Annotated in this window: 22 protein-coding genes and 2 pseudogenes; 14 read left to right on the top strand and 10 right to left on the bottom strand. The window is 63.4% G+C overall.

Annotation, left to right across the window (positions count from 1 at the left end; genetic code table 11):
- The first annotated feature begins 28 nt into the window (after positions 1–28).
- From IRZ12_RS05520 to IRZ12_RS05505, 4 genes are all read left to right on the top strand, one after another.
- Complete coding sequence (locus tag IRZ12_RS05520; RefSeq protein ID WP_027350562.1) at positions 29–328, top strand: helix-turn-helix transcriptional regulator; 300 nt, start codon at positions 29–31, stop codon at positions 326–328.
- Between the two features lie 120 nt (positions 329–448).
- Entirely contained in the window at positions 449–898 is a 450-nt protein-coding gene (locus tag IRZ12_RS05515) for an Rrf2 family transcriptional regulator (RefSeq protein WP_032972743.1), read from the top strand.
- Positions 895–1,818, top strand: coding sequence for an NAD(P)/FAD-dependent oxidoreductase (locus IRZ12_RS05510; RefSeq protein ID WP_006489015.1), 924 nt, complete (start codon positions 895–897; stop codon positions 1,816–1,818). The genes IRZ12_RS05515 and IRZ12_RS05510 overlap by 4 nt, the downstream gene beginning before the upstream one ends.
- Positions 1,815–2,489 carry a class I SAM-dependent methyltransferase gene (locus IRZ12_RS05505; protein WP_296465307.1) on the top strand — a complete coding sequence of 225 codons (675 nt, stop codon included), beginning with the start codon at positions 1,815–1,817 and terminating at the stop codon, positions 2,487–2,489. Before IRZ12_RS05510 ends, IRZ12_RS05505 begins: the two co-directional genes overlap by 4 nt.
- 65 nt (positions 2,490–2,554) lie before the next feature.
- Here IRZ12_RS05505 and mobH read toward each other — a convergent pair whose 3' ends face one another.
- The 3 genes from mobH to IRZ12_RS05490 form a co-directional block, all read right to left on the bottom strand.
- The gene (gene mobH, locus IRZ12_RS05500; protein WP_296465304.1) at positions 2,555–4,351 is read right to left on the bottom strand and encodes a MobH family relaxase; all 1,797 of its coding nucleotides are present in this window, start codon (positions 4,349–4,351) and stop codon (positions 2,555–2,557) included.
- Positions 4,352–4,555: 204 nt separating this feature from the next.
- Positions 4,556–5,476, bottom strand: a complete 921-nt coding sequence (locus tag IRZ12_RS05495) for a nucleotidyl transferase AbiEii/AbiGii toxin family protein (protein ID WP_015038852.1) — start codon at positions 5,474–5,476, stop codon at positions 4,556–4,558.
- On the bottom strand, positions 5,469–6,227 hold the full coding sequence (locus IRZ12_RS05490; protein ID WP_164926676.1) for a type IV toxin-antitoxin system AbiEi family antitoxin domain-containing protein: 759 nt from the start codon (positions 6,225–6,227) through the stop codon (positions 5,469–5,471). Before IRZ12_RS05490 ends, IRZ12_RS05495 begins: the two co-directional genes overlap by 8 nt.
- Before the next feature lie 261 nt (positions 6,228–6,488).
- Between IRZ12_RS05490 and IRZ12_RS05485 the strand changes: the two are divergent.
- Positions 6,489–6,617 (top strand): annotated as a pseudogene (locus IRZ12_RS05485) (DUF3742 family protein); the annotation flags it as partial.
- Here the strand turns inward: IRZ12_RS05485 and IRZ12_RS05480 are convergent.
- Positions 6,605–6,766: pseudogene (locus tag IRZ12_RS05480) on the bottom strand (LysR family transcriptional regulator); the annotation flags it as partial. The pseudogenes IRZ12_RS05485 and IRZ12_RS05480 sit on opposite strands and share 13 nt — an antisense overlap.
- Before the next feature lie 632 nt (positions 6,767–7,398).
- Positions 7,399–7,554: an EamA family transporter gene (locus tag IRZ12_RS05475; protein WP_296465331.1), complete on the bottom strand. Its 156-nt coding sequence runs from the start codon at positions 7,552–7,554 to the stop codon at positions 7,399–7,401.
- 374 nt (positions 7,555–7,928) lie between these two features.
- Here IRZ12_RS05475 and IRZ12_RS05470 point away from each other — a divergent pair, with 374 nt between their 5' ends.
- The 9 genes from IRZ12_RS05470 to IRZ12_RS05430 all read left to right on the top strand — a co-directional run bounded on the left by IRZ12_RS05470 (position 7,929) and on the right by IRZ12_RS05430 (position 16,637).
- Positions 7,929–8,618, top strand: a complete 690-nt coding sequence (locus tag IRZ12_RS05470; RefSeq protein ID WP_296465328.1) for a response regulator transcription factor — start codon at positions 7,929–7,931, stop codon at positions 8,616–8,618.
- Positions 8,615–9,952, top strand: coding sequence for a HAMP domain-containing sensor histidine kinase (locus IRZ12_RS05465; RefSeq protein ID WP_296465293.1), 1,338 nt, complete (start codon positions 8,615–8,617; stop codon positions 9,950–9,952). The genes IRZ12_RS05470 and IRZ12_RS05465 overlap by 4 nt, the downstream gene beginning before the upstream one ends.
- Positions 9,953–10,032: 80 nt before the next feature.
- Positions 10,033–10,782, top strand: coding sequence for a phosphatase PAP2 family protein (locus tag IRZ12_RS05460; RefSeq protein WP_296465291.1), 750 nt, complete (start codon positions 10,033–10,035; stop codon positions 10,780–10,782).
- Complete coding sequence (locus tag IRZ12_RS05455; protein WP_296465289.1) at positions 10,779–12,479, top strand: phosphoethanolamine transferase; 1,701 nt, start codon at positions 10,779–10,781, stop codon at positions 12,477–12,479. The genes IRZ12_RS05460 and IRZ12_RS05455 overlap by 4 nt, the downstream gene beginning before the upstream one ends.
- Positions 12,476–12,859 carry a diacylglycerol kinase gene (locus tag IRZ12_RS05450; RefSeq protein WP_296465287.1) on the top strand — a complete coding sequence of 128 codons (384 nt, stop codon included), beginning with the start codon at positions 12,476–12,478 and terminating at the stop codon, positions 12,857–12,859. The genes IRZ12_RS05455 and IRZ12_RS05450 overlap by 4 nt, the downstream gene beginning before the upstream one ends.
- Positions 12,856–13,524 carry a phosphatase PAP2 family protein gene (locus IRZ12_RS05445; protein WP_296465285.1) on the top strand — a complete coding sequence of 223 codons (669 nt, stop codon included), beginning with the start codon at positions 12,856–12,858 and terminating at the stop codon, positions 13,522–13,524. The genes IRZ12_RS05450 and IRZ12_RS05445 overlap by 4 nt, the downstream gene beginning before the upstream one ends.
- Before the next feature lie 118 nt (positions 13,525–13,642).
- On the top strand, positions 13,643–14,560 hold the full coding sequence (locus IRZ12_RS05440) for a LysR family transcriptional regulator (RefSeq protein WP_296465283.1): 918 nt from the start codon (positions 13,643–13,645) through the stop codon (positions 14,558–14,560).
- 380 nt (positions 14,561–14,940) lie between these two features.
- Positions 14,941–15,993, top strand: a complete 1,053-nt coding sequence (locus IRZ12_RS05435) for a hypothetical protein (RefSeq protein ID WP_296465281.1) — start codon at positions 14,941–14,943, stop codon at positions 15,991–15,993.
- Positions 15,945–16,637, top strand: a complete 693-nt coding sequence (locus tag IRZ12_RS05430; protein ID WP_296465278.1) for a hypothetical protein — start codon at positions 15,945–15,947, stop codon at positions 16,635–16,637. Before IRZ12_RS05435 ends, IRZ12_RS05430 begins: the two co-directional genes overlap by 49 nt.
- Positions 16,638–16,687: 50 nt before the next feature.
- On the opposite strand, the gene IRZ12_RS05425 is transcribed toward IRZ12_RS05430, so the two are convergent.
- The 5 genes from IRZ12_RS05425 to IRZ12_RS05405 form a co-directional block, all read right to left on the bottom strand.
- Positions 16,688–16,834 (bottom strand): hypothetical protein, encoded by a 147-nt coding sequence (locus IRZ12_RS05425; protein WP_296465276.1) that lies wholly within the window; start codon positions 16,832–16,834, stop codon positions 16,688–16,690.
- 83 nt (positions 16,835–16,917) lie between these two features.
- Positions 16,918–19,854, bottom strand: coding sequence for an EAL domain-containing protein (locus tag IRZ12_RS05420; protein WP_296465274.1), 2,937 nt, complete (start codon positions 19,852–19,854; stop codon positions 16,918–16,920).
- Between the two features lie 75 nt (positions 19,855–19,929).
- Positions 19,930–20,682 carry a hypothetical protein gene (locus tag IRZ12_RS05415; protein ID WP_296465272.1) on the bottom strand — a complete coding sequence of 251 codons (753 nt, stop codon included), beginning with the start codon at positions 20,680–20,682 and terminating at the stop codon, positions 19,930–19,932.
- 149 nt (positions 20,683–20,831) lie between these two features.
- The gene (locus IRZ12_RS05410) at positions 20,832–21,587 is read right to left on the bottom strand and encodes a sulfite exporter TauE/SafE family protein (RefSeq protein ID WP_296465269.1); all 756 of its coding nucleotides are present in this window, start codon (positions 21,585–21,587) and stop codon (positions 20,832–20,834) included.
- Between the two features lie 40 nt (positions 21,588–21,627).
- Positions 21,628–22,386, bottom strand: a 759-nt coding sequence (locus tag IRZ12_RS05405; protein ID WP_296465266.1) for an IclR family transcriptional regulator, incomplete at its 5' end; no start/stop codon positions are given.

Genomic DNA, 22,386 nt, shown 5'->3' with positions numbered 1-22,386 from the left:
ATTCGCTTTGCGCGTGACGCTTCTGTTGATGCAGAAGCGATCGGTGCAACGCGGGAGACCCGCAGGGACAAGAACCTATGAAAGCGAGCCAGCGCGCGCTTTCGGCGTTGCCGTGCGCGAGGCCCGGTCCGCGCAGGGGCTGGCGCAGGAGGTGCTCGCGGAACAGGCGGGCATCGCCCGGTCGCACATGGGCAAGATCGAGCGCGGCGAGCACATGCCCACGCTGGTGTTGATCCTGCGGATCGCGAAGGGGCTGGGGTGCTCGGCCGCGACGCTGATGGCCGCGACCGAGGCGCAACTGTCCGAGGAAGAGAGCGGCACCGAATAGCCATGCCGTCATGGCGGTGAGGTGTCAACAACGTTCTTGTACGTCAAGGCTGTGACTTGCCAGGTGTTCATTGCCACCTCGCATTTGACACTCGGCCTTTTTCGTAACATCATTTGTTTCATGAAAAGAGACAGCCGCCTCTCGTCTGTCCTGCATGCGCTGCTGCACATGGCCGAGCAGGATGGACCCGTTACCTCGGAAACCTTGGCGCTGTGCCTGGGAACCAACCCGGTCGTCGTTCGACGCACGATGGGATACCTGCGGCAAGCGGGAATCGTCACCTCCGAACGAGGCCACGCAGGAGGATGGCGTATCCACGCCGACCTTGGCAGCGTCACCCTGCGTCAGTTGCACGAAGCCCTGGGAGAGCCGGCGACGTTTGCCATCGGCAACCGCAACGAGACACCGGAGTGTCTGGTCGAGCAGACGGTCAATGCGGCACTCGAAGGCACGTTTGCCGAAGCCGAGGCGCTGCTGCTCACGCGGTTTTCGGAAATCACCCTTGCCGATCTGGCCTCTGACTTCGCACGCCGGCATGCGGCCTTACGACACTCAAGGAATAAATCATGAATCACGACGTGATCGTCGTCGGCGGAAGCTACTCAGGCATGGCCGCGACCCTGCAACTGGTGCGCGCACGCAGGTCAGTGCTGGTGATCGATGCGGGCCAGCGGCGCAACCGCTTCGCCAGCCATTCACACGGATTTCTCGGCCAGGATGGTGTGCCGCCAGGTGAAATCGCTGCAAACGCACGCCGCCAGCTTCAAGCCTATCCAACGCTGACCTGGCTTGAAGGTCGGGTGGAAGCTGTCGCCGGGCAGGCGGATGAATTCACCGTCACGACGGCTGATGGCGAGTCGCACCTGGGGCGACGCATTCTGTTGGCGACGGGGGTGACCGACCAGCTTCCAGCCATCGACGGGCTCGCGCAACGCTGGGGGAAGACGGTTTTTCACTGCCCGTACTGCCATGGCTATGAACTTGGACAAGGCCGCATCGGCATCGTCGGTGCCAGCCCGATGTCCATCCATCAGGCTGAACTGCTCACGGATTGGGGGGATGTCACCTTGTTCGTCAACGGTGCATTGGAACTCAATGAGGAAATCAGGTCCACTTTGGAACGCCGAGGCGTGGTCATCGAAGAGGCGCGCATCGACAAAATCGAGGGGCATGCCGACGTGACATTGGTGGACGGAAGGCGACTGAGCTTTGCGGGCCTGTTTGTTGCAACGCGAACCGTTCCCTCCGACCCTTTGGCCAGGACAATCGGCTGTGCACTGGAAGAAACGCCCATGGGCATCCAGATCCGCACGGATGCCGAGAGCAAGACCTCGGTGCCTGGGATCTTTGCCTGCGGCGATGTCGCGCGGGCACCGCATTCGGTGTCGCTGGCCGTGGGCAACGGTGCCATGACCGGCGCCCAGATTCACCGATCACTGCTTTGGCCCGAGACGATCGAGCCAGCGCAAGCGGAAGGCCGCGCTCGATGACGTCGTTCTCCGACCCGACGGCTGTATCGGGCTATGCGGAAAGAACCGCGAGGATCGTGCCGGGCCTGTGCGACCTGCACCGGATGGCGGGCGTGCTGCTGGCCGAACGCGCACCGGCCGACGCGCGCATCCTGGTGCTCGGCGCCGGCGGCGGGCTGGAACTGAAGGCCCTCGCTGAAATGCAGCCCGGCTGGCAGTTCGACGGCGTCGATCCTTCCGCAGAGATGCTCGAACTCGCCCGCACGATCCTGGGCCCGATGGCGCCTCACGTGCGCTTGCACGAGGGCTATATCGACAGCGCCCCCAAGGGGCCCTTCGATGGCGCGACCTGCCTGCTGACATTGCATTTCCTGCCGCCAGCCGAGCGCCTGAAGACGCTGCAGCAGATGCACCTGCGACTCAAGCCCGGTGCGCCCCTTGTCGTCGCGCATCACAGCTTTCCCGGCGAAGATCCCGGTCGGGACAGATGGCTCTCGCGCAATGCGGCGTTCGCGGCTACTTCCGGCGTACCCGTGCGTCAAGCCGAAGGCAGCATCGCGGCGATCAAGGAACGGCTGCCCGTGCTTTCGCCCGCGCAGGATGTCGATCTGCTCCGCGAGGCTGGATTCACGGACATCGACCTTTTCTATTGCGCGTTCACCTTCAAGGGTTGGGCCGCCCATCGAGCATGAGGGGGTATCGACGATGCAAGACATAGGGTCGGCAGGCGCGCTTCCCGTGTGCAGCGAGGAGACTCTTAGCCGCGCACCAGGGACAGGTAGGGGTTGTCCGGCGGGACTTCCGCGAACAATGCCGAAGGCGCCGCCAACAGATAGCCGTGCAACCGCCGCGACTTGCGCGGTCCTGTGACATCGCAGGTCCAGATGTTCAGGCCGCTGTCCTGTTTGCGGTGCAGCCCCAGCTTCTCGAAGCGCTTTTGCACCCATTGCCAGTCGTGCAGATCGTCCTGTCGGGCCAGCGCCTGGATCTCCGGATGTTCCTGCACGTAGCGCTGGAAGACGCCGGGGCTGACCAGGTACGCCGTGCCATCGACGGTATGCACCAGTGCCTTCGCATCGTTGATGATGAGCTTGCGCGACTCGATGCCTTGCCTGAGCCAGGCGATGAAGGCTTCCCCGGACGGCGTGGCCTTCGCGGGAGCCGGCATCGTGGCAGGACCGGTCAGCGCCGAATGGGTCACTGTCACAGTTGCTCCGGCGGATGGTGACGGCGGCTCCGCGCCGGCGGACGATGCACCGGCGGTGGCTGCGTCGGACGCATCGAGCATCGACAGCAGATCGGAGACCGGGTCCGCGAGCCCGGCCGGGGAATCCGCCACCCCAGGGGGCGGTGAGGTGGCCGGGATGCCGTCGGAGCCCGGCGCTGCCTCATCGCCAGGGAGGGGCTCTTCCGTCGTGACCGTGCCGGCGAACGGTGCGGGACGCTCGCCCGACTCCCAGATCAAGGCCGGCGACAGGCGCAGGAAGGTAAAGCTGTGCGACCAGCCGGTGCCGCTCGTGACGGTCGCCCGCCAGATCGCCTTCCCATCCGGGGCGGGCTGCACGATGCCATGGTCCTGGAGCACCGAGAAGACGGCGGTGTTGTTCGATGGGATGCCTTCGATGCCCTGCGACAGGAGATGCGCGCGCAGTTTGTCGCTGACCGTCTTGCTGACGAGCCAGAGTGCGTCCTGGGTCAGCCATCCATCCGACGGGCCGCCGGGCTGGTTCAGCTTGAACTCCTCGCGCAGCAGGTAGCGTAGGCCATCCAGCAGCTTGCGCTGCAGCGCATGCTTCGGCGCCGCCATGGCCCTGGCCGGATCACCGCCGAGCGCCAGGGCCACCGATGCCTGGTCGGCCTTGACGACCAGCTCGCCCAGCGTGCCGGCATGCTCGTACTGGCCCGCCAGGACGTAGAGCAGCGCCGACCATAGATCGTGGTAGTCGCTCAGCCAGTCGAGGATGCCGGCATCGAGCACACGGGTGTAGAGCAGCCCAGTGGCGGCGCCATGCAGCCGGTACTCGCGATCCGTCCGGTAACGAAAGCGGTACGGCTGCCGCAGCGGCCCGTGCCAGGGGTGCCAGACCAGGCCATCGGCCTGCTCGACGTGCAGGTCGACCGCGATCTTGCCAATGTCGTGCAACAGCGCGGCGTAGGCGGTACCGGCGGCCCAGGCCTCGGCTTGCGCGGCCTGGGCCTCGGGCGAGGCGTCGGCCGGGAGCAAGTGGGACTGCCTCAGTTTGAGCGCGTAGGCCACGATCTCCAGGCCGTGGTCCAGCATGCCGCCCGGATAGGCGTGGTGGTGGTTCTCGGAGGCCGGGAACTGCTGGACCAGCTCGGCGTAGCGCTCCAGTGGGGCGAGGTAGAGCGTGGCGAACTGTCGGCGCGAGAGCGATGTGCGCTGCCAGATGTGTTCCAGCAGTTTCTGCCGACGCGGCGTGGCCAGCAGCGATGCGGCCGACTCCGGCCGCATCAACCCTTTCGGAGTTTCGATGGCGGATGTGGGCGGTGTGGCGGTGGGTGGCACCCGTTTGCGCTGGAACAGCGAGAGCATGGCGAACCCCCGGATGACGGGCTGCTCGGGGGCGCCTTTTGGCCTTTTCAGGATAGGGCCTTTCCCCTTGGCGCCCTTCCTTTGCCCCTTCCCAGCCCTTTGGCCTTTGTCGGAAGCCTTTGGGTATACGGCCGCTGCTGCGCGGGTGCCACGATGAATGCGGCATGGGGCAATCCCGGCAAGTGGGGCGCTGCGGGATGTTCGTCAGCTCTGGCCCAAGCCGGTGTCGAGGGCGGCGGATTGCGCTGCGAAGTCGTCGGGACGGCGCTTGCGGAAGGTTTCGAGATTGCTCAGCTTCCAGCGCAGTGCCGGCAGTTGAGCGGCGTGTTGGCATTGCACCAGCGACCAGTCCGGTTCTGCGCGCACCAGCCCGCTCAGAAACTGCTTGTGCGCGGTGCTCAGTCGCTGTGGCAGTTCGCGCCGCAGCCTGGCGCGAGCGTCGAGCAGTGTCTCCAGCGAGCAGTCCACTTCGGTCATGCCGACAAAGGCCCGCTCGTACTCGCCGGCGATATCCTTGTCGTTGCCGAACAGCACTTCGTGGGGCGGCCGGTTGTGGCCCGCCAGATAGATCACGAAGCACTCGACCATGCCGTCGCTGATGTCGCCCGATTCGTAGAGCTGCCACACGTCGAACAGGTCGCGGGGGTGCTGCCGATCCAGCGCGGCCACCAGCTTGCTGGCGTACAACTCGTCCGGTGCCAGAACCGGCAACTCGAACTCGACGCCGAACAGATCGCTGGTCTTGGCGCTCAGAGGCCGCCGCTCGACGGGCAGCACGCTGCCTCGAAACACGACGTTGACCTCGATCTTCACCTGGTGGGCGTCGTTCTCGACGATCAGCTTGGTGTCCCCCAGGTCCTTGGCCCGAACCAGGCGTGTCTGCACGCCCAGTGGTGCAAGGCGCGTGGCGATGGCGGCCAGCTCCTGGTTGATGGCTTGCAGCGCTTCGTCGCGCGGCGTCTGCCACGGGAGGTACACCACGTCGATGTCCACCGACAGGCGCGGCATGTCCCGCACGAAGAGGTTGATGGCCGTGCCGCCCTTCATGGCGAAGATGTCGTTGGCGAACACGTCGGGCGCGACGGCCAGCAGCAGGCGAACGGTATCCGCGTAGGTCTTATCCATGAGGTCTCAGGCTCAGCAGGGTGCCGTCATCGAGCCGGCTCATCCAGCGCGTGTTGCTGCCGGTGCGAACCGGGTACTGCTCCAGCAGGGCGTCGACATCCACGAGGCTGGTCTCGCGCGCCCAGGTGAGGAACAGGCGCACGGCCTTCACGCTGGCGCAGCAGGACAGCAGTTGCCCGAGCAAGTCCTTGCGGGGGGAACGCAGTCCATCAAAGATGTTGCGGGCCTCTTCGAGGCTCTGCTTGACACCGGCTTCGTACAGCAGCTCCAGAACGGCACGCTCGGAGGCAGCCACCCGCAGATCCTCGGGCAGGCCAGGCGGCGTGGTCAGAGTCTTGCTGGCCAGCGCCGTATCCGGCCAGTCGAACAGGCGGGCGTGGACATAGCGGGCCGGAAAGCGCGAGGTGAACCAGGCGGGCAACGCGAAACGACCGTCGCCCCACAGCACCAGCGTCTCCCGGCTGCCCAGGTTGTGCCGCACGCCCTGCAGGGCCAGGGCGCTCTTGCCGCCGACGTGCAGGCCGGGCACGCGCTGTTGCAGGAACTTCAGCGCACCGTAGACCCCGAACTCATCGTTCGGGAAGGCATAGACGCCATGGGCCAGGCGCACGAGCCACCCGCCGTCGGCATAGTGGGCGGCGAGCTGGGGCGACACCCCGAACTGGCTCAGGGTGGCAAGGTCGAACGGCGCCCCGCGGGGGAGTCCCGCCTGCAGTCGCTTGATTACCTGGTGCCGAGAATTTCCATCCATAGTCGCTTGATTACCTGGTGCCGAGAATTTCCATCCATGTTATAAAAATAACACAGAATCCAATCGACTCCTAGAGCCATTGCAAGAACGTGCATGGAAAGTAGCATAAGGTTTGATTTATCGTGCAGAATCTAATCGATCTGCGACCCGAGCCAACCCGGCTCTGCCGGCCGCAACCCGCCCTCCTGATCGCGGTCTATGCTGGAGGGCAGGCCACGACCGGCCGCTCCGCGAGGTGAGGCACCACTGAAGCCGAGGCATATGAGCATGACCACCAACACGCACAACGGGCGCTGGAGCCACCGGCTGGGCCGGGGGGCTGGCCGTGCCTGGCGTGGATACCTGCGCCGCGAGCAGCGTGTAGCCGGCAGGCTGGCGCCGCGCGGCGTGCGCCTGAGCAATGTCACGCCCAGATTCATCTCCAGCTTGCGAATCGTGCGTGACAGTGGAGACTATTCTATGTGGAGCCGCCGAGCGGCTCGGCCGAAGTGCAGTTCCTCGGCCACGGCGATGAAGCAGCGAAGATGGCGTAAGTTCATGTTTGCTCCCTATTGATGTGATCAGTCCACATGATCGTAGGGAGCCGAACCGGCGCGGAAGAATCACGTCTGTATCGGAATGCGAACCGTCCCGAGGGTGATGCTCAGATGCATTTCGCCCACGTCTCGGCCGACGGCGAGGTGTCGTGAGTTTCGCCGCGTCAGCCTCATGCCACAACATCAGGATGTGGAGCGCGCGCGCTGTGCGAAGCGTTCTTGGGTTTCGGTCAATGACGTGCAGGGGCGCAGTAAGTACGATGTGGGGTGCCCCGGCCAACAGGCGTACCGCGACGCCCCCGCCCTTGGCCACAACGGCTTCGTCAGCGTGCGGGACACGCCGGCCAGTCGAGGCGTCGGCAGTTCCACTGAGTCCCGTGTTCCTCCTGCACGCTACCGACGCGGCCCGTTCTCACCCTCTGGCGTGGTAGTGCGATCAGCAACGTGGCCGGCCGACCGTCGCAGCCCGGTAAGGCCTGACCAGCCGTACCATCAGCGCAGGAGCTACGGATGGACCGCCGCAGCGGAAAGGTGGGTCGTGGCGAGCGGGACACTACCCGGTTTGGCTTGACGTGGGGCTACTTCTTAAGCGCGAGCATGACGACGCCCGCGCCGGTGATGCAAACTGCCAGCCATTAACGCAGCGATGGACGCTCCCCGAGAAACAAGATAGCGAACGCGATTACCAGCACGATGCTCAATTTATCGATGGGCGCCACGAGTGAAACTGGACCGACTTGCAGTGTCCTGAAGCAGCAAACCCAGGATGCGCCGGTAGCAACGGCCGACAAAAAGAGAAACAATAACGATCTATTAGGCAGTTGGAGCGTTGGAGCGGATTACTCCATTTGCCGGTAAATAGCACAAACAGCGATAGAAGGACACCTATGAAAACAGTGCATACTAGGGTAACCAGGTCAGTGTCGATTCCCTGTACTCCAGTCTTGGCCAGACCGCTATCGCAGCCGCGAATATCGCAGACAGCAGCGCGCAAACTAGCCAGTCGCCGGATTCAGCCATGTTGAACCTGTTGCAGACAAGCAAAGTAGAAACGTGCAACTCTCCAGCCGGCGAGGCCAACGAGACTTCAGAAAGATTTGCCGGACCCTTGGGTGAGAACTTCAAACGCATACCCATGCTAACTGCCGCGAGGAAACTCCTGCCTATGTCGAGGTGTCATGTTCTCGTCGTCGAAGACGAGCAGACGATCGCGCAAAACGTCGTCGAATATTTGGAAGCGCAAGGGTATACGGTTGACATCGCTTACGATGGAAAGGCCGCCTTGGTGCAGTTGGGGCAGCAGACCTTCGATGTGCTGGTGCTCGATTTGGGGCTCCCGCGGCTCGATGGTCAGCAAGTCCTGCAGCAACTACGTCACCAACTGGGACTAACCCTCCCGGTGCTGGTGCTCACCGCGCGGGAAGCCATGTCTAGCAAACAAGCCTGTTTCGAGGCTGGCGCGGACGACTACTTGGTCAAGCCGTTCTCGCTGGCGGAGCTTTCCCTACGAGTCCATGCCCTACATCGTAGAGCGACTGGTGCGATGTCGAGTGGCCCGCTTCGCGCAGGACCGCTCAGGCTGGACCTGCGAGCGCAGCAAGCGTTTGTTGGCGACAAGGTTGTCCACCTTTCGCCGCGTTGCCTTAAAATCCTCGAAGTGCTGATGCGAGACCCCGGTCGGTTGGTATCGCGAGCGGAGCTTGAGGAAGCCCTCTGGCCGGACGGCCCGCCTGACAGCGACGCACTGCGAAGCCAGATCCACTTGTTGCGCAGGGCGCTCAGTCAAGAAGGGTTCAATGGCGTGGAAACCCGCCACGGTCTTGGCTGGCGATTGCAAACGGCGGACGAAGCATGAGCTTGCGCCGACGCGTCATGGCCGCACTGGTCTCTCTGGTCGCCCTGTTCACCCTCATCCAGGGCGGCATCGCAGTGCTGTCCCTACATGAACAGGAAGATGAACTCGTTGACGAACTTGTCCTGGCCGAGACCCATCGCTTGGCCCTTCGACTCGCGGAGAGCGGCCCCGCCGCAATAAGCAACAGCCTATTGCCGGAAAGCTACGAGGCGTGGTGGGTTGGCAAGGGCGGTTCCGTGCCTCGCCCACTGCCGGCGGAGATGAAAGACCTGACGGACGGCCCGCATTGGGACAGCTCGCCAGGGGCGGAATATCACATCATGGTGATGCCGGTGGCGGAGGGACGTCTATATGTTCGCTACAACGCCGTCCGCAACGAAGACAAGGTACGCGCCTTTGCCGTACAAGTTTTCGCGCTGGCATTGGTCTTCATCGGACTGGCGGCGTGGATTGCCAGGTATGTCGCCGCCGTGCTGATCGCGCCGTTGGAGAAGGTCGCTCAATTGCTTGACCACTGGGCTCCGGCATCCGAGCCCGGAGAGGCGCCTCCTGCCGATGAAGAACAACGTGTTCTCAAGGCCTTCCAGCGTGTTCAAGCCCGTTGGGAGCTGGGATTGGCTCGGGAGAACGAGCGTTTGACCGACATCCACCACGAGATTCGTACACCGCTTACAGCACTCCGCACGGACCTTGAGATGCTGCAGAGCCAGGGCCTGCGCGATGGCGATCATGCGTCGTCACAAGCCTCCAGGGGAGTCACGCCGTCACAGCGCCTTCAAAGAGCTCTCATCGCGATCGATGCGATCACCGGCGCGCTGGAGTCGATGCGTGCCCTGCGAACGGGTCAGGCGTCGCCGGCCGAACCTGTCCTGCTGGCTGATTGCATTGACGATGCGTGGGCAAGCCTTGGAGATCTGCCGGAGAAGCGGGCACTGACCCTATCCAACGAAGTCGGCAAGAAGGTGGTTGCAGTCGTGGACCGGCAGGCGTTGATGGCGATCCTGCGCAACCTGTTTCGCAACGCGGCGGAGCATGCCGCTCCAGCCAAATTGCGGGTCAGCTATGCGGAAACGCAACTGATCGTCGCCGACGACGGGCCGGGCATACCTGAAGAGGAACGCGCCTTCGTGTTCGATCGCTACTACCGCGGGCGGCTCGCCGACGCACCCGCCGCTCAGGACGCCAATCACTCGGCGAGCGACTTCGAGCGCGGGCTTGGCCTGGCCATTGCGCGGCAGGTCGCCGAGGCCAATGGATGGCATCTGAGCGTCACTGCAGCAGTCCCTAGAGGGACGCAGTTCTCGATTTCTTTTAAAGAAGCCCAGGCGATTTGACGGAACTTTGACGAGGTATCGACGGGAGCCTCACGACCCTGTCAATACACTGCTGAAGACTTTGAAAAAGGAGTCTTCCGATGTTCCGATCAGATTGCGGCACATGGCCGCCCCATAGCCATTTCTGGCTCCGTGTCGGCGTGTTGCTGCCTGTGGGGCTTGCAGCGTGCGCGCTGCTGTTCAGATACTCTGGACTCGATGCCGCGCTGAGCAGCTATTTCTACGATGCCGCGCAGCACCGATTTCTGGTCGGCACCAATGGCTGGATCGAACTGCTGGGCCATCGCGTCGGCAAGTCTGTCGTCCTGGTCTGTTGGATGCTGCTGCTCGCCGTCGCGATTGCCGCTCCGAGGATTCCAGGATTTGCCCGGCATCGCAGGCTGGTCTGGACACTGGTTCTGGCCATGGCGCTCGGGCCAGTCGTCGTCACGCTGCTCAAGAACATCAACAGCCACGCCTGCCCATGGAGCCTGAAGGCCTATGGCGGTGCCGCCGAATACAGCGCGACTTGGTTCGTGTCCCGCGTGGAGGCAGGTCGCTGCTTTCCGGGTGGACATGCGGCTGGCGGCTTCTCGATAGTCGCGGTCGCATTCGCCGGGGCAGTGCTGCGTCGCCCCAGGCTGTGCCGAGCAGGCCTTTGGCTGGGGCTTGGCGTCGGCGCTTCTTTCAGCATTCTGCAGGTCGCTAAAGGGGCTCATTTCATGAGCCACAACTTGTGGGCGGCAGCGATCGACCTGTGGATGGCGGCACTGGTGTTCAGCCCGCTGATGGCCCCGGGCCGAGCTTCCCCCTCGTATACGAACTCTGTCTCAGCAGAGGGTCAGCAATGAGCGGCCTGACATCGCAAGGCCGGATCGAAGCTGACGTCAGACAAGAGATCGCTGCAACACCCCCGAAGCAATGGTCTGTCGAGCGCTTGGTGCTTGTGGTCATCGGCCTGCTGGTGGTGTTTGCGAACCTGCCTTTCTGGCAAATCGCGCTGGCCGGCCGGAGTTTCGACGATCCGAAGACTTGGCAGTTCGTCTTCTCCACCGCGATGCTCATTGCTTGGCTGCACGCTGTGCCGGCCCTGATTCTGAGCACGCGCTTCACGGTGCGGCCAGTGTTGACCTTGTTCGTATTGAGCGCCCTGATTGCACAGCACATGATGCGGCAGTATGGCGTGGTACTCGATCCGTCGATGCTGCGCAATGCACTGCGCACCGACGTGCGAGAGGCCTCGGAACTTATTACGCCATGGTTTATCGCGAATGTGTGCTTCGCCAGCGTGGCTGCGGTCGCAATCTGGCGTATCCCGCTGCGCCAACATTCGTGGCGCAGGGCGCTGGGTGTGAGAGTGCTCACGGTGGTTGGTGTAAGCGTAGTAGGGATCGGTGCACTTCTGCTCGGATTCCAGGACTTTTCGTCAACCATGCGGAACCAGAAGGGGCTGCGTTATCGAATCACTCCTGCGAACGTCATCTATTCAACGATTCGCGTACTCGCCGACGATCTGAGAGATGCTGCGCGGACTGCTGAACCGTTGATGCCGATCAGGACTGCGAGCGCTGCGGTTGGCCAGAAGCCGCGGCTGCTGGTTCTGGTCGTCGGTGAAACCGCGCGGGCGATGAACTTCTCCCTCAACGGCTACCCGCGACCGACAAATCCAGAACTCTCCAAGCGCTCCATCATCAACTTCCCGCAGACGAGCGCGTGCGGAACTTCGACGGAGGTGTCGCTGCCCTGCATGTTCTCGTCCCAAGGACGTGCCGACTACGACGAGGCGCGCATCCGGGCAAGCGAGTCGCTCATCCAATTGCTGGCTCGCGCCGGCATGCGTGTCGTCTGGCTCGATAACCAAAGCGGCTGCAAGAATGTGTGCGCGGGCGTCGAGTTCAAGGATGTGTCCTCCAGCAGCATCGACTCGCCCCTTTGTCCGGGCAACCGCTGTTTCGATGGGGTTCTCGTGGAAGGCCTGCGCGAAATCATTGATGTCGCCAGCAAGGGGCCGGCGCAGGATACCGTGGTTGTCCTGCATCAATTGGGTAATCACGGTCCTGCCTACGCGAAGCGCTACCCTCAAGAGTTCGCCCAATTCAAACCAGAGTGCAAGAAGGCAGAACTGCGAGACTGCAGCAGGGACGAGATCGTCAATGCCTACGACAACGCCATCCTCTACACCGATCACATCGTCGCATCGATCATAGACCTGCTTGCTACGCAAGAGGCGCGGTTCGATGTCGGCCTGATCTACGTTTCCGACCATGGCGAGTCACTCGGGGAAAAGGGGCTCTATCTGCACGGCATGCCCTATGCGATTGCACCGCAGGAGCAACTGGCCGTGCCAATGGTCTGGTGGTTTGGCGGAACCGGCGCGCGTGGCTGGGACGGCATCGATGAGGCCTGCTTGCGCCGACGCGCGAGCCAGCCGGCGCATCACGACAATCTGTTCCATTCGGTGCTGGGGCTCTTTCGCATCGAAACGGAACGCTACGTCGCTGACCGGGACCTGATCGGCGCCTGCCGGCGGCAGCGGAGTGCGCCATGAGGGCCGTCAACCCGCACAAGGGCCGCACGGGGCTCGAACGAATCGGCTATGCCCTGGCCCACTCGGCGGAAGGACTCAGGGCCGCCTTCATGGGGGAGAGTGCATTTCGCCAGGAAGTGCTGCTCGCCTTCGTGCTCGCACCACTGGCTCTTTGGGTGGCTGGTGATTGGAGGGAACTTGCGCTGCTGATTGGCTCGCTCCTTCTGGTGCTGATCGTCGAGTTGCTCAACTCGGGCATCGAGGCCGCAATCGACCGGATTTCCTATGAGCAGCACGAACTGTCCAAGCGCGCAAAGGACATGGGTAGCGCGGCTGTGCTGATTGCGCTCGTGCTGTGCGGATTAGTTTGGTGCCTGGCACTGTGGGCGCGATTCTCATGATCAGCCGTCTTGAGCTTCGCTGGTTGCGCAAACCTGGCTGGGCGCGGCTTCCATTCTCTGTCACCATTCTTGCCACGGGACTCTTCTTCTTGCTGGCGCATGAAGCGGTGATCGAGCACGAACACGGCGCCCTGGAACTCTACTGGATGGAGGTGCTGAGTACGCTGCGCATGGAGGTGCTGACATCCGTATTGCTTTGGGTGAACCGTGTCCACGATAAGGTCATCGCCAGCCTCGTCATCGTGATCCTCGCGACGCAGATCTATCGGCGCCGCTGGCGCCAGTTCTGCCTCCTGCTCATCATGGGTCCAGGCGCCATGCTCCTGAACCTGCTAGCCAAAAATGTCTTTCAACGGCCCCGACCCCAGGTGGATGCGTTGGTATCCGCTCATGGCTATGCATTTCCCAGTGGTCACACGATCGCAGCCGCCGCCGTGGCGGCCATGCTCATTCATCTGACCTGGCGCGAAACAACATCGTCCGGTTGGCGCGGGGCGTCTGTGGTTCTTGCAGTGCCGATGGCCTTGGTGGTGGGGTTCGGCCGCGTGTACCTTGGAGCCCACTATCCGTCGGACGTGATGGCAAGCCTGCTGGAGGCTGTTGCCTGGTCCTGCCTTTGCATCGCGGTGGACTGCGATCGACCGGACCTCTCACGAACACCATGAACTGTCGAAGCACCGCGGACACCTCGTAGAGACGGGCATGGCATCGAAGGGATTGCTGCATGGATCGAATGAAACGGGTCGGAACGGCCGAGCCAGAACAACGAACAAGGAGGCCGTCATGGAACTGAGATTGCTCCGCTACTTTGTGGCGGTGGCTGAGGAACTGCACCTGGCACGTGCCGCCGAGCGGTTGGGCATCGACCAGTCGCCGCTGTCGCGTGCGATGCGCGACCTAGAAAAGGCACTGGGCGTGGCGCTATTCGACCGCAGCAACCGCCAGACACGCTTAACCTGGGCCGGCCAAGTGCTGTTAGTGGAGTGCCGGCGCGTGCTGACGACGCTGGATCAGGCCATCCAGGCCACAAAAGGGGCGGCACAAGGCTACCAGAGCTATTTGCGCATTGCTATCTGCGACAGCCTGGCTCAACCACGCGTCGCCACCTTACTTGCGCGAAGCCGCGAGGAAGAGCCCGAGTTGGGGATTCGGGTCTTCGAGTTGCCGTTCTCGCAGCAGCTCAAGGGGCTGCACAACGACCTGCTGGACATCGGCTTTGCGCTGTCGGATGCGGTCAACGATGGGTTGGTCGCCGAGCCGGCCTGGAGCGATCCGCTGTCGGTGATCGTGCCGACGCGCCACCCGCTGCTGGCGCACGCGCAGGTCAAGCTGGACGACGCTTTGAAGTTCCCGCTGGTGCTGTGCCATCCCGAGGCAGCTTCAGGCTGCCACCACCAGATCGAGGCGGTGCTCGGAGGCGCTGCTGTCGCGCCCAAGGTGGCGGATCGCGTGACGAGCCTGGGTGTGATGCTGACGCTGGTGGGAGCCGGCTACGGCATCGGCTTTTGCATCGGTTCGCAGGTGCAGACTTGGCAACGCCAGGACATTGCGATTCGGTCGCTGGCGGGCGCGCCGCCCACGCTGACCACCTACTTACTGCGCCGGCAGGGCGAACCCTCCGAACCGATGAAGCGGTTCATCGGGCGGGTGAAGGGCATGAGCCCGCCGCCAGATGATGGCCTGCCACCGATCACCGACTGACGTTGAACCTCGATGGCTGTGGGTAGCCGTCACCGGACGATGATGGAAGCGCTGCGTTGACTAGCACGCCAGACTGGTACAATATCTGGCCTTATCCCGTGTAGCGAATGGGAAAAACCCGTTATCAATCAACGGGTTGGATGCCGGGGATAGTTCCCTTCACCCGCTCCAGCTTTTCCTTTTTTTCCGCCCCCTCGACGCCTTTCTTCCCCCGCCTTCCGCCGGGTTGCGTGCGGTGCAGCGCTTGGATGCGCGGACGTGGGACGCTTGCCCCGAACTTGGGACGGCAGGCCTGTACTTTCTGCCCCCGTTGGAGCCCGTCACTGCGTACATTCAGGGCGTCTGGATTTCGGCCAGGCGTTTCTTGATCGAGGGATCAAATGGGCGTTTTTCATCAGCGCGCGAATTTGCGCAATTTCTCGGCACGCATGCCGCGCTTCGGGTGCGGCCTGGCGCTGGCGTTGTTCTTGTCCGGTTGCGGAGGAGACGGCGATCCGGTCTCCGAGGCCGAGCCACCGCCGTTGGGCGGCGCGCCTTCCGGCATTGCTTGCAAGGACTACGACGGCAAGCAGATGATCGTCAAGGCCAAGACCATCACTATCCATAACAACACCAAGGGCACGATTTATCCCGTCCTGGCGACGAGCAAGAATGCGGTCAACGAGTGGATACAAGGGTGCTTCCGGACCACGGAGCCACATCCGGCCACGCACGTCTACAAGTTGTATGTCAACGAGGGCAAGGGCATGGCGCCCAACTCGTTCGTGACGATCACGCTTCCCTTGTACAGCGAGCCGGCCAAGGGCACCTATATCACCTGGTGGAACGGCGGGCGCGTGGTGCTGGCGGACAAGAACGACCGGCTGCGCGACGGGAGCGACAAGAAGCTGGCCACGCCCAAGGACGTGACGTGCAAGGCTCAAGGGACGAGCTGTGCGCTCACGACCTATTCCAGCGAGGTCCAGTTCCCGGAGAATGTCTACGCCCAGCTGTCCGAATACACCTTCGGCGACTCCATCATTCCCGAGGGCCAGACCCTGCGCCTGCTGAAGCCGGAGAACGTCGGCTACAACATCTCATATGTGGACCACGTCTACATGCCCGTGGCCATTGGTCCCAAGAACAACCCGTACATCGGCTATAGCGGTTCGACCCAGGATTTGCCCGCCTTCCGGCAGCACCTTGCCTCGTTCCTGGATAGCGACACGGGCAAGGGTTGGCCCGTCTACAACCTGAGGGAACTGAAGCTGCCCGGCGGTTACAACATCTTCGCGCAGCGCTCAGGCACGCTGCCGCCCACCGACGACGTGCCAGTCAAGCCCAAGGACGGTTTTCCGCCGCCGACACGAGCATCCCGGGATGGGACCACGCCAAGATCCAGTCCATGTACATCCACGAGCTGCAATACAACCACCTGCATGAAACAGACTTGAACCTGCGGTTCAACCCGTACGTCGAACTGATCCACGACGACCTGAACATGAATACCTATGCGTTCTCGGTGGATGACGCGGTGGGCTTCATGAGCGAGTTGGGCGACGGCTTGGTCTTCACGGTGGGCGGCCCCAAGGGCCTGGAGAACGAACAGCAGTTCAGCTATGCCGATGGGTTTTCGCTCGCAATCGGGGTGCCCAAGTCCATGGAAGGCCACGCCAATAAACCACTGATCAAGAAATATGGGGTGTGCGCGTTGAACCACGATCCGGCGGACCGGGACTGCAAGATGGACAAGCAGGACGTGGTGATGCCGACCAATAGCCAGATTGCCGGATTCCGGGTCGGCACGGTGCCGTCGTACCCGATCAAGGTTCGGTTTACCGACCTCGACGACAACGTATACACCATCCTGGTCAAGGCCAAGTTCGCGGCCTGCACGGATGACATGGACGTTTCCAAATGTCCGGCCAATCGCCCGGAGATCGTGGACAAGGCCGAATGCAGCGTGGTCACCAGCAAAGGGCAGAAGCATGCCAAGTCGAATGACTGGTGCCTGAACGCCAATCCGAACCAGCAACGGGAAAAGCAGCTGACGAAAAACTACTTGAGTTTCCCGCAGCCGGTGGGATACATGGACTGAAGGCGCTGCGGGGCCCTGGTCGAATCTACCCGCGCCGCGCTGGGCTTTCGCTAGCGATTAATCACGAAGCCCGTGTCGATGACGCCGTACACGGTGACGCCGTCGCTGCTGGAGGCGTGGTCGTCGGGCGACCGGGGGCCCGGCGTACACGCCACGCACAGGGCAAGCAGGAGCGTATACATCAAATGGCGCGTCATGGGGTTTCCGATTTCGACAGAGGTGCGAGCTGTGCGTATTCCGGAATGCGCCGTCGTCCATCGCCGCTTCGGGCGATGGAACGTCAATGCAGGCGGGATGCCGGAATGCCGCGTCCGTCGAAGTCGGGGCCCCCTGCAATGAAGGCGCGCAGGCGCTCGTCGGTAATGAAGCTCGCGGAAGACGAAGCGCGCAACAGTTCCTCGGGAGGCATGGGTTTGGCGATGGCCCAGCCCTGTACGTAGTCTACGCCTAATTCGGCAAGCGCTTCCACCGTCTCGTAGTCTTCGACCCATTCGGCGATGCTGCGCATGCCGAGATTGCGGGCGAGCTCGACGATGGCCTCCACGATCGCGTAATTGGCCGGGTGCTCATGCATGCGCTTGATGAAGCTGCCGTCGATCTTCAGCGCATCGGCGGCGAATTCCTTGAGGTAGGAGAACGAGGTGTATCCGGCGCCGAAATCGTCGAGCGCGATCTTCGCGCCGCAGGCCCGCAGGCGGTCGATGAAGCGGCGCGAGTTGGCGATGTCGTGCAAGGCAACGCTTTCCGTAATCTCCATGCACAGGTATTTCACGACGTTGCCGAATCGGGACAGGATGCGGAACGTGTCCTCGATGAAAGCCTCGTCGTTCATCGACGCGCCGCTCAGGTTGACGCAGACGAAGCGGGTGTTGGGCAGGCGTGGCAGGTTTTCGGTCAGCCAGACCAGGGTGGAGGTCAGCACCCATTTGTCCAGTTCCCCGATGGTGCCGTTGGCCTCGGCCGCGGCGATCACTTTCCCTGCGGGGATCATGGCGCCCGATGAGTCCTGCATGCGCACCAGCACTTCGAAGTCCAGCGAGGCTTCCGGTGCGCGCAGCGACATGATGGGCTGCATGACCAGCGACAGGCCGGTGGGCGTGAAGGTGCTGCCGAGTTCCTCGATGAGGCGCAGTTCCTCGGCGCGTTCCTGGAAGGCGGGGGCGTTTTCCTTGTAGATCACCAGGTGCCCATGCTTGCCCTTCTTGGCTTCGCGGCAAGCGCGGTCGGCGGCCGACACCGCGTCCTGGACCCGCATCCCGGGCGTGACTTCGATCAGGCCGATGGACACCTTGACCTGGAAGGACCGGCGCCGCAACTGGAACGGCATGCTGCAGATGTCGCTAATGACGCGGCGGCACAATTCCGTGGCGGGCAGCATCGCGGTGTCGCGGAGCACCAGGATGAATTCGTCCCCCCCGATGCGGCCGACGTAATGATTGTCTGCAAGCGACCACTTGATCCGTTGGCAAACCTGCTTGAGTACCTCGTCGCCGGTTTGGTGGCCGTAGAGATCGTTGATCAGCTTGAAGCGGTCGAGGTCGAGGTAGGCCAGCGCCACCGGGCGGGACGGATCGATCTGCTTGAGCGAGTTTTCCAGTACTTGCTCGATGCCGCGCCGGTTCAAGGCGCCGGTCAGCGAATCGTTGTTGGCCAGGAACCGCAGCCGCTCGGTCGCCTTGCGGCGCTCAGTGATGTCCTGCAGCGAACCTTCGATGCGGGTTTGGGCAAGCGTGGCCTTGGCAAGGTACCAGCGCGCCTCGTGGCCACCCATGGGTAGGGCCTGGATTTCGGCTTCGCCGCCGCGTTCGGCGATCTCCTTGAGGCGCTCCCACGCGCCGGCCTCGAAGAAGTTTTGCCACCGCTGTTCTTGCAGCGGCCTGCCGGTCAGGCCCAGTTTTTCCTGCATGGCGGTGTTGGCGCGCACGAAGCGGCCATCCGGCTCCAGCGTGAACAGCCCGACGGGCGTGACCTCGTAGGCACGCTGCAGCTCGGCCTCGGCATGTTCGCGTTCGACTCGCTCGGTGCGCATTTGCTCGGCAAAGGCGAACGCCGCCACCAGGCTGGATGCGAGCGCGGCGGTGACGCTGTTGAGCGTGCCTATCAATGTCTTGAAGTCGAACGCGGCGGCGATGACTTCGGAGAAGCTGGAAAACAGCACGATGCCCAGGGCCGCCGCATACCACAATGCAGTGCGCGAGCGCGTGATGATCACCATCCGCGCGAGGAAGAAGACGACGACGAGGATCCCGAACGACACCACCACCCACATGGCTGGCAGGAACCGCGCGAAGTCGAGGGTGAATGCGAACGCGAGCAGCAGCACGCCCGCGCGCGACCCGGCCCGCAACAGCCATCCATAGCCGACCCGGCTGAGCTCGGTCTTCAGGAATTGGCTGAACAGGGTATAGGTGACGATGTAGTACGAGGCGATGGTCAGCTTGCGCACTATCGGCATCCAGTCTGCGGGGATGGCGCGCTCCAGCCATTGGGTATCGAAACCCATGGTAATGCCGCCCAGCCGCAGATTGCCCACCAGCCAAATCGCAAAGAGCACGTAGCGCGCATCGCGGTTGATCAGGGCCGTCATCAGGGTCAGCACCGCCAGCGTCAGCAACCCGCCCTCCAGCACGCCCGTGGAATGGTGGTACGCCACTTCGGAGAGCGCGAGCTCGTCTCGTGGCCAGGCCTGGACCGTAATGCGTGCCGGGCCGGAGAAGCTGCCACGGCAAAGCACCTCCCGCGGTTGGGTCGATGTCCCGAGGTCTAGCGCGAAGCCGGCCTTGATGGGCTGTAGCTGGCCGGTGGACACCGTGCGATCGGCTGATCCCAGCAGCTGCATGCCTTGGGCGTCCCAACAGGCCACCTCCTTGGCGTGGCGCGACGGGAGTTCGACGACCTGCGGCGCATTCGACGGCGGAACGCGGAATTGAAACCAGAAGGGCATCTCGGACAGCCGTGTGTCGTGGAACGTCACCGGCTGCACGTTGGCGAGAGCCTGCGCCGCACCAGCGGGAGAACGGTCCGGGTCGGTATCTTGCATCACCGCGAACGACAGGGAGCGGTTCCCGTCGGCGGTGTAGATGTGTTGCCCGAGCAGGAGGGCAATGAGCGAGAAGACGAAGATGGCAGCCGGTACGACGTAGTAGGAGAAGTTGCGCAGGAACCAGTCGATCTTCGCTGTGATGCCGGTTGGGGGTTCCGCGGAACGGTGCTGCATGTTCGCCTTTCGCTCGTGGGTGATTGTCGATGTCGCGGCGGTCCGCCCGAAGGCGGACCGCCTTGCTTGCCGATTTCAGATTTGCGGCTGCAGTACCGCCTCCTCCCTCTTCGGCGCATTGCGTAGCGCGTCAATGTTAATCAAATTCCCGTCAATCCGAATGTCCGGATGATGGGTCTTGAACACAAACTGGTACAGCGGGTGCCTTCCTTCCCGCCAGCGCTTCTCGGCCGTGGCGACCTCGAATGCCAGGACGCGGTGCGGAATATTGCCGGCATGCCGCATGGGAATGAAGCCCTGGCCCGGAAAGACCTCGCGGAACATGAGGGCTTCATATTGGCGATCCAGCGGCGAGCGGCCGGCGATCACCATCCAATCGATCCCCGCGTAGACGCAGAAAAGAAAATACGCCTTGAAAAGCGCAGTCTTGGCGACCCGGCCCGTGCGTTCGCTGGCTACGCCGAGGCGGGTCGCCTCGGCCAGTGCGTGGCCGGCCAGCCAGTCGGGCAAGGTGACTGACTGCTCGAGCCAGAGCGGCCCGCACATATTGGTCTGGATCCGCATGGTGCCGAGCGGTGCGCCGTCGAGCTTGGACTCGGCCAGCAGGACGACGGAGCCGGGGTCGTGGTCGTAGGCCTCCGCGGCGCCGAGATGCCTGGCGATTTCGGGCACGTGGCGGGCGTAGGCCGACTGACGCAGGGCGATGGCTTTTTCGAGGGCCCCTTCGTCGCGGGCGATCCGCACCGTGAACGGCAGGACTTCCGTCGTTTGTTCGGAAAGGGGCAGGAGTTGGCCCGAATGCCGGGCGTACGCGTTTTGGTGAGACATATCGCTTCCTCGTAAGAGCTAGAAGTTGCTCCCATTGCGGATATCGCAATGGCGTTACGAGATTCGCACGTCTCGGCCTGAAGGTGGTTACAAAAGCGTAGGAATGAGGGTCAGCCAGGAGGACGAGTCCGCCCGGCCTGCGCGGGGTGTCAGCCCCCGCTGAGCGAGGTCCAGACCAGGCTCGCGCCGGCCAGCAGCAAGAGGCCGCACACGAGCCATTCGACGGCCCGGCGCGGGATGCGGGGGGGATGGCGGGACTGCCACCAGGAGACCCCGGCGACGACGGGCACGGCGCAGGCGGCAAGGAAAAGGGAGTGCCACGTCAGCTGCCCGCTTCCCGCCACCAGGACAAGGCGCAGGGCGGCATTGGCCGCGAACATCATGAACAGGCATTCCCGGACGGCGCCGCGATCCATGGGCTGCCGGTAGAGGTGGTAGACCATGGGCGGCCCCGACGTGGAAAACAGCCCGCCGAGCAGGCCGGACAGGCCGCCGAAGAACCACAGGGCCGGCTTGCCGGATGGCCGCTCCCGCGGGCCCCCCTGGATGAGCAACAGCACGGCACACCCCATGATCGCCAGGCCCAGCAGCAGGCGCAGCGTGGTGACTGCGTTGGTGCTCAGCCATTCCAGGAGCACCACCCCGGCCAGTACGCCGAGCAGGCTGCTGGCCAGGACCGGACGCAACAGTTCCCAGTCGAAGCTGACGCGGTTGTAGCGCCAATAGGCCCAGGCATTCACCAGGCTCAGTACGCTGGCAACATTGGCGGCATCGGGAATGGGCATCAGCCCGAAGGCACCCACCATGCCCAGCAAGAGCAGCGCGAAGGCGAAACCGGTCAGGTTTTGGCAATAGGCGGCGACGCCTACGCTGGCGAGAAAGAGCAGGACGGTCGATGCAGTCATGCTTGGGCCCAGGCGTCCGGAAAGGCTCCGCACGCCATCGTCAACCGGCCTGGAGCGTAGCGGAAATGCTGGCTGCGCTGCGTCGGGCGTGCTGGGCTAGGGGTGAGTCGGGGCGCAATTCGTCTTCGAGTGCGAGTCCGGCCACGATCAGCGCGGCGACCGCTTCTCCATCGCGGCCGTAGATAGGGCAGGCGAGTGTGCCGACGCCAGGGCGCATTTCGCTGAGCGCGAACGAGATGCCGTGGCCGGCCCGGATGGTTTCCAGCTTTTCGCTGACGGCGGCGTAACGCTCTGCGCCGATGTGCGCCGCGCCTTTTTCGGCTGGCCACGCCGCGAGGATCGCGCGTCCGCTGACGCTGGCGTCGAGCGGAAAGTGCGTGCCGATGTCGGCAATGATGTTCAGCGGCACCGAAGGGGTCCAGATACGTTCGATGATGACGACTTCGTCGAGCGCTGGGACCGAGATGGAAACGACGGCCCGGCGCTTGCCCACCCCCTTTTCCTGGAGCTCGATCGCGTGCGGCAGTGCTGCCCGGCGTATGCCCAAGCGGTCGTGATGGGCGGTGCCCAGTACCAGGCACTTGGGCCCGAGCGTATAGGTGCCCTCGCGCGCCTGCACCATGCCCCAATGCGCGAGCGTGCGCAACACGCGATGCACGGTGGTGCGGTCCAATCCCGTCGCCTGGGCCAGTTCTAGCGCCGAGGCGCCCCGGGGCGTGCGCATGAGGATGTCGAGCAGCGTCATCGCGCGGTCGATCACCTGGACGCGGTTGCCGGATTGGGCGGCGGGGGCGGAAGG

The organism is Pigmentiphaga sp. (genome assembly GCF_019689535.1).
Taxonomy (GTDB): Bacteria; Pseudomonadota; Gammaproteobacteria; order Burkholderiales; family Burkholderiaceae_B; genus Pigmentiphaga.
The sequence above is the reverse complement of the archived record's forward strand: the minus strand, read 5'-3'. Positions and strand labels throughout refer to the sequence as shown.

Coding starts and splice junctions, on each gene's coding strand:
- IRZ12_RS05520 (WP_027350562.1), top strand. CDS start 29: ATGCAGAAGCGATCGGTGCAACGCGGGAGACCCGCAGGGACAAGAACC.
- IRZ12_RS05515 (WP_032972743.1), top strand. CDS start 449: ATGAAAAGAGACAGCCGCCTCTCGTCTGTCCTGCATGCGCTGCTGCAC.
- IRZ12_RS05510 (WP_006489015.1), top strand. CDS start 895: ATGAATCACGACGTGATCGTCGTCGGCGGAAGCTACTCAGGCATGGCC.
- IRZ12_RS05505 (WP_296465307.1), top strand. CDS start 1,815: ATGACGTCGTTCTCCGACCCGACGGCTGTATCGGGCTATGCGGAAAGA.
- mobH (WP_296465304.1), bottom strand. CDS start 4,351: ATGCTCTCGCTGTTCCAGCGCAAACGGGTGCCACCCACCGCCACACCG.
- IRZ12_RS05495 (WP_015038852.1), bottom strand. CDS start 5,476: ATGGATAAGACCTACGCGGATACCGTTCGCCTGCTGCTGGCCGTCGCG.
- IRZ12_RS05490 (WP_164926676.1), bottom strand. CDS start 6,227: ATGGATGGAAATTCTCGGCACCAGGTAATCAAGCGACTGCAGGCGGGA.
- IRZ12_RS05470 (WP_296465328.1), top strand. CDS start 7,929: ATGTCGAGGTGTCATGTTCTCGTCGTCGAAGACGAGCAGACGATCGCG.
- IRZ12_RS05465 (WP_296465293.1), top strand. CDS start 8,615: ATGAGCTTGCGCCGACGCGTCATGGCCGCACTGGTCTCTCTGGTCGCC.
- IRZ12_RS05460 (WP_296465291.1), top strand. CDS start 10,033: ATGTTCCGATCAGATTGCGGCACATGGCCGCCCCATAGCCATTTCTGG.
- IRZ12_RS05455 (WP_296465289.1), top strand. CDS start 10,779: ATGAGCGGCCTGACATCGCAAGGCCGGATCGAAGCTGACGTCAGACAA.
- IRZ12_RS05450 (WP_296465287.1), top strand. CDS start 12,476: ATGAGGGCCGTCAACCCGCACAAGGGCCGCACGGGGCTCGAACGAATC.
- IRZ12_RS05445 (WP_296465285.1), top strand. CDS start 12,856: ATGATCAGCCGTCTTGAGCTTCGCTGGTTGCGCAAACCTGGCTGGGCG.
- IRZ12_RS05440 (WP_296465283.1), top strand. CDS start 13,643: ATGGAACTGAGATTGCTCCGCTACTTTGTGGCGGTGGCTGAGGAACTG.
- IRZ12_RS05435 (WP_296465281.1), top strand. CDS start 14,941: ATGGGCGTTTTTCATCAGCGCGCGAATTTGCGCAATTTCTCGGCACGC.
- IRZ12_RS05430 (WP_296465278.1), top strand. CDS start 15,945: ATGTACATCCACGAGCTGCAATACAACCACCTGCATGAAACAGACTTG.
- IRZ12_RS05425 (WP_296465276.1), bottom strand. CDS start 16,834: ATGACGCGCCATTTGATGTATACGCTCCTGCTTGCCCTGTGCGTGGCG.
- IRZ12_RS05420 (WP_296465274.1), bottom strand. CDS start 19,854: ATGCAGCACCGTTCCGCGGAACCCCCAACCGGCATCACAGCGAAGATC.
- IRZ12_RS05415 (WP_296465272.1), bottom strand. CDS start 20,682: ATGTCTCACCAAAACGCGTACGCCCGGCATTCGGGCCAACTCCTGCCC.
- IRZ12_RS05410 (WP_296465269.1), bottom strand. CDS start 21,587: ATGACTGCATCGACCGTCCTGCTCTTTCTCGCCAGCGTAGGCGTCGCC.